At 65.1% G+C, this 4,453-nt stretch carries 5 protein-coding genes and 1 pseudogene; 2 read left to right on the top strand and 4 right to left on the bottom strand.

Features of this window, described 5'->3' with window-relative positions; translation table 11 throughout:
- A pseudogene (locus V7E26_RS29355) lies at positions 1-296 on the top strand (PLP-dependent aminotransferase family protein); the annotation flags it as partial.
- 49 nt (positions 297-345) lie between these two features.
- Here V7E26_RS29355 and hpaD read toward each other — a convergent pair.
- The 3 genes from hpaD to V7E26_RS29340 all read right to left on the bottom strand — a co-directional run bounded on the left by hpaD (position 346) and on the right by V7E26_RS29340 (position 2,921).
- Positions 346-1,200, bottom strand: coding sequence for a 3,4-dihydroxyphenylacetate 2,3-dioxygenase (hpaD, locus tag V7E26_RS29350; RefSeq protein WP_324422882.1), 855 nt, complete (start codon positions 1,198-1,200; stop codon positions 346-348).
- A gap of 27 nt (positions 1,201-1,227) precedes the next feature.
- Complete coding sequence (locus V7E26_RS30100) at positions 1,228-1,521, bottom strand: helix-turn-helix domain-containing protein (protein ID WP_442893502.1); 294 nt, start codon at positions 1,519-1,521, stop codon at positions 1,228-1,230.
- A 119-nt stretch (positions 1,522-1,640) separates the two neighbouring features.
- Positions 1,641-2,921, bottom strand: a complete 1,281-nt coding sequence (locus V7E26_RS29340) for an amidohydrolase/deacetylase family metallohydrolase (RefSeq protein ID WP_324422881.1) — start codon at positions 2,919-2,921, stop codon at positions 1,641-1,643.
- 303 nt (positions 2,922-3,224) lie between these two features.
- Here V7E26_RS29340 and V7E26_RS29335 point away from each other — a divergent pair, with 303 nt between their 5' ends.
- A complete protein-coding gene (locus tag V7E26_RS29335) occupies positions 3,225-3,452 on the top strand; it encodes a hypothetical protein (RefSeq protein WP_324422880.1) in 228 nt (75 codons plus the stop codon).
- An 81-nt stretch (positions 3,453-3,533) separates the two neighbouring features.
- Here V7E26_RS29335 and V7E26_RS29330 read toward each other — a convergent pair.
- Positions 3,534-4,453: acetyl-CoA C-acyltransferase (locus tag V7E26_RS29330; RefSeq protein WP_324422879.1), on the bottom strand; the 920-nt coding region annotated here is incomplete at its 5' end.

Genomic DNA, 4,453 nt, shown 5'->3' with positions numbered 1-4,453 from the left:
TCGGCACCGCGGCCGAATTCGAGGCGCCGGAGGGCGGCATCTTCCTGTGGGTGAAACTACCCGACAATGTCGACACGCTGAAACTTTACCAGGCAGCACTCGCCGCCGGCGTCTCCATCAATCCGGGGCCGGAATGGTCGACCGACAAGGCCTATGCCGGCAGCCGCCTGCGGCTGTGTTTCGCAAGCCCCACGACCGAGCAGATCCGCGAGGGCGTCAAGGTGCTCGCCGAAGTCTGCCGCAAGGAGTTCGGCGTGCCGGCGCGGATCGCCAATGTGGAGAAGCGGAAAGCCTGAGAGGCTGCAATCCAGCTCTTCTCACCGTGGACGCAATCATCGCGACAGGTCAGCCGCCGAGGTGAAACTCGACGTTGACCTGGCCGCTGCCGCTCGAAGGGAAATACTCGCAGAGCTGCTCGGCTTCGCCGGCAAAGCTGTCCCAGCCGAGCGCCGCGAACAGCATGATGGTGTCGGCCATGCCGCCTTCGCCGTTGCACTTCACGGCGTAGTCCGGAAGCATGTCGATGAATTCGCGGTAGCGGCGCTGTTGCCAGAGCTCCAGCACGCGCAGATCGACCTGGCGGTTGAACTCGCTCGCGATCGAGGTCCAGGCCTCCGGGCCGAGCTTCCTGTTCGGCCACAGCCGGTGTGACAGCGATCCGCTGGCGAGGATCGCCACCCGCTCGGCGGAGCGCGCGATGGCGCGCCGCGTCGCCTCACCCAGAATCCGGCTCTCCTCCAAGTACGTGAACAGCGGGGTCGCGACCGACACCACCTTGGCCCAGCCATCTCCGTTCATGTAGTGCATCGGAACGATGGTGCCGTATTCGAGCCCGAGGCTCGCAACCCGGTGTGCGATGACGTTGAGGCCGGCGCCGGCGGCTTCGCCCGCGATCGTCTCGGCGAGCGCCGTATCGCCCGGCAGATCGTAAGCCAGGTCCTGGATCATCTGCGGCGCTTCGTGGCTGGTGAAGGCGCCGCGATGATGCGGATTGGCGTTGATGTGGTAGCCGAAATTGGACAGCCAGTGCGTGTCGAACACCACGAAGGTCGAGACGCCGCGCTCCCGCGCCCGCCGGCCAAGCTCGCGCAGCGCGTCCACCGCGCCCTTGCGCGCATTCCCCAATGGACTGCCCGGAACTTCCGACAGCATCAGGGACGGCACATGGCTGACCTTGGCCGCGAGAACAAGCTCTCCCATTGGCTTCGCCTCCCCCCGCGCCGCCGGTCAGGCGACCGTCCCGTCGCCGCGAAACACCAGCGAGATCCGCAGCAGCCGCACGATCGAAACGTTGCCCTTGCCGGCCTCGATCTGGGCCACATAGCGCTCGGACAGGCCGGCGAGCCGCGCGAGTTCCCGGCGCGACATGCCGCGCACCGCGCGCATCTCGCGGACCCTGCTGCCGAGCTGGGCCAGAAACTCGCTTTCGAACGGCAGGCGTCCGTCCTCGTCATAGCCACGCGCGCCGGCGCGCGGTCCGGCGGATGTTTCGATGTCGGATAGGCTCTCGCTGCGTGCCACGCTCGACCCTTTCGTTTGCCAATGATGGCGAAGCGAACGGGCTGAGCGCATTGATCAGGATCAAATCGCCTGCAAGCTGCCCCGCCGCGTGCGAGGCGCCTTCCGCGTGAGCGGACCGCTCATCGCACCGCGAACGGCGCCTGGTAGGGCCGGCCGAACGGCACGCCGTTGATCACGGTCTGCACCGGCTTGAGCAGCATCTTGCCCTCGCGCTTGTTGTTGCGGGTGTCGACGAACGTGGTCTGGGCCTCCACCAGATCCATGATCGCGACGTCGCCGGGCGCGCCGATCTGCAGCGTGCCGATCTTCGGTGCGCGGTTGATGATCCTGGCCGGCGCCGACGTAGCCATCGCCACCACCTGCTCCAGCGTGTATCCGAGCAGGATGAACTTGCTCATGACATTCGGCAGATAAGGCATGCCTGGCGAATTGCCGGAGAAGACATGGATGTCGGAGGAAATCGTATCCGGCGTGCAGCCGCCGGGAATCGCCACCTCCGCCACGGTGAAATCGAAACTGCCGCCGCCATGGCCGACATCGAACATCACGCCGCGCTGCTTGGCCGCAAGCGCAGCCGGCAGCAGCTTGCCGTCCTGCACGATGTTGGTGAAGGCGCCCGCAATGTTCGGTGCACCGGAATAGGCATGGGTCAGCACGTCGCCGGGCCGCAGCAGGTCGAGAATCTCGGACATCAACTCCCTGGTCTCGACGCCGCCGATATGCACCATCATCTTGGCCGGCCAGCCGCACATTTCGCAGGCCTTGATCGAACGCTTCAGCGGCTCGGTACCGTGCCTGGCGATGACGTTCTCCGACATCCGGACCTTCACGCCGAGCAGGAAATCCGGATTCTCCGCCAGCGCCATCGCGCAGGCTTCGACCTGGGCGTAATCGATGTTGTAGAGCTCGGCGACCGGGAAGCCTGACAGGCCGTTATTGGCGATGTGCACGAAGGCATAAATCCGCGCCCGCGATTGCGCCACGATGTAGCGCCGCAGCGCCGCGAGATTGTTGACGCCGGCATCGCCTGCCGACACCACCGTGGTGGTGGCCTGCGCCTGCACCAGTTCGTCGGCGGGAATGCCGATCGCGGAGCCGTAGGGGTAGACGTGGGAATGCAGATCGATCAGGCCGGGCGTCACCAGCTTGCCTGACGCGTCGATGGTCCTCGCGGCCCGCGCCGCCGGAATATCGTTCTCGATCGCCTCGATCATGCCCCAGCGAATGCCGATATCGCGCTTGCCGCGCAGCGACTGGCTGGGATCGAGCACGTCGCCGCCCTTGATCACGAGGTCGAACTTGTCGTTCGGCCCCATCGCGGCATCGGCGCGGCCGGACATGGCGGCAATCGCGGCCGTACCCGTCAGGCCCAGAAAATTGCGGCGTGAAAACTCCGTCATCGCAGCGCTCCCCCTGATGTTATTTTGTCCGACAATGATGCGCCGCGCCCCCGCATTCCGCAAGCAGCGCGCGCATCGCCCACGCAGGTGCGGCAAGGCCGGCAATGATCGGCGGGTGGGCAGGCGCGCGCCGTACCCCGCGCTCGACGAGGCCGCACGCTGGTGGCGAGCAGCATCCAAAAATTCGACCGCGCAAGCGCTGCACTCGCATCTGAACAAGCATTCAGAATTCTCTTGCAGTTCCGCGGGAACGTTCCTCGCGATGTGATGTTTTATGTCGGATCAATCGGAGGAGAAATTGGAATGAAGAGGCTTGGATACATTGTCGCGGCGCTCGGCGCGCTCGTCATCGCGGCGCCGTCGATTGCAAGTGCCGAGACCATCGTAATCAAGAAGCGCGGCTACCACCATGGCTACCATCATCCGCACTACGGCGCGCGGGCCCAATATCGGCACGACCGCGGCTGGCATCGCGGATGGCGACACGGCCACGGCGAGAGAACCGTGATCATCAAGAAGCATCGCTACTGAGGCCGACACCTGAAATGGAAAATGGCTCCTCGCGGAGCCATTTTCTTTGTTTGCTTTTTCTACCGCGCGAGCTTCAGCACCTCAGCTATAGATCTCGAACAGGCCGGCGCCGCCCTGGCCGCCGCCGATGCACATCGTCACCACGCCCCACTTGGCCTTGCGCCGGCGGCCTTCCTGCAGGATGTGACCGGTGAGACGCGCGCCGGTCATGCCGAAGGGATGGCCGATCGCGATCGAACCGCCGTTGACGTTGTACTTCTCGGGGTCGATGCCGAGCTTGTCGCGGGAATACAGGCACTGGCTGGCGAAGGCTTCGTTGAGCTCCCAGAGATCGATGTCGTCGATCTTCAGGCCATGGCGCTTCAAGAGCTTCGGCACGGCGTAGATCGGGCCGATGCCCATCTCGTCCGGCTCGCAGCCCGCCGACGCCCAGGCGACGAAGCGGCCCATCGGGTTGAGGCCGCGCTTCTCGGCATCCTTGGCTTCCATCAGCACCACGGCGGCCGCGCCGTCCGAAAGCTGGCTGGCGTTGCCGGCGGTGACGAATTTGCCGGGGCCCTTGACCGGCTCGAGCTTGGCGAGACCTTCCAGCGTCGTCTCCGGACGGTTGCACTCGTCGCGGTCGACGACATAGTCGACGATCGATTCCGCCTTCGTCGCCTTGTCGACCACCTTCATCCTGGTCTTCATCGGGACGATCTCGTCCTTGAACTTGTTGGCCTGCTGCGCGGCCGCCATGCGGCGCTGCGACTCCAGCGAATATTCGTCCTGATATTCGCGGCTGAGCTTGTAACGCTCGGCGACGATATCCGCGGTGTCGATCATCGCCATGAAGATATCGGGCGCAACCTTGAGCAGGTCGGGGTCGATCGATTCCTTCGGCGAGCCGCCGCCGGGGATCGAGATGCTCTCGACGCCGCCGGCCACGATGCAATCGGAACCATCCGAGCGGATCGAGTTGGCGGCCATCGCGATGGTCTGCAGGCCCGAGGAGCAGAAGC

The sequence above is a fragment of the Bradyrhizobium sp. genome (genome assembly GCF_036735945.1).
Classification (GTDB): domain Bacteria; phylum Pseudomonadota; class Alphaproteobacteria; order Rhizobiales; family Xanthobacteraceae; genus Bradyrhizobium.
This window is presented reverse-complemented; position numbering and strand designations above follow the sequence as displayed.

Coding starts and splice junctions, on each gene's coding strand:
- V7E26_RS29340 (WP_324422881.1), bottom strand. CDS start 2,921: ATGACGGAGTTTTCACGCCGCAATTTTCTGGGCCTGACGGGTACGGCC.
- hpaD (WP_324422882.1), bottom strand. CDS start 1,200: ATGGGAGAGCTTGTTCTCGCGGCCAAGGTCAGCCATGTGCCGTCCCTG.
- V7E26_RS29335 (WP_324422880.1), top strand. CDS start 3,225: ATGAAGAGGCTTGGATACATTGTCGCGGCGCTCGGCGCGCTCGTCATC.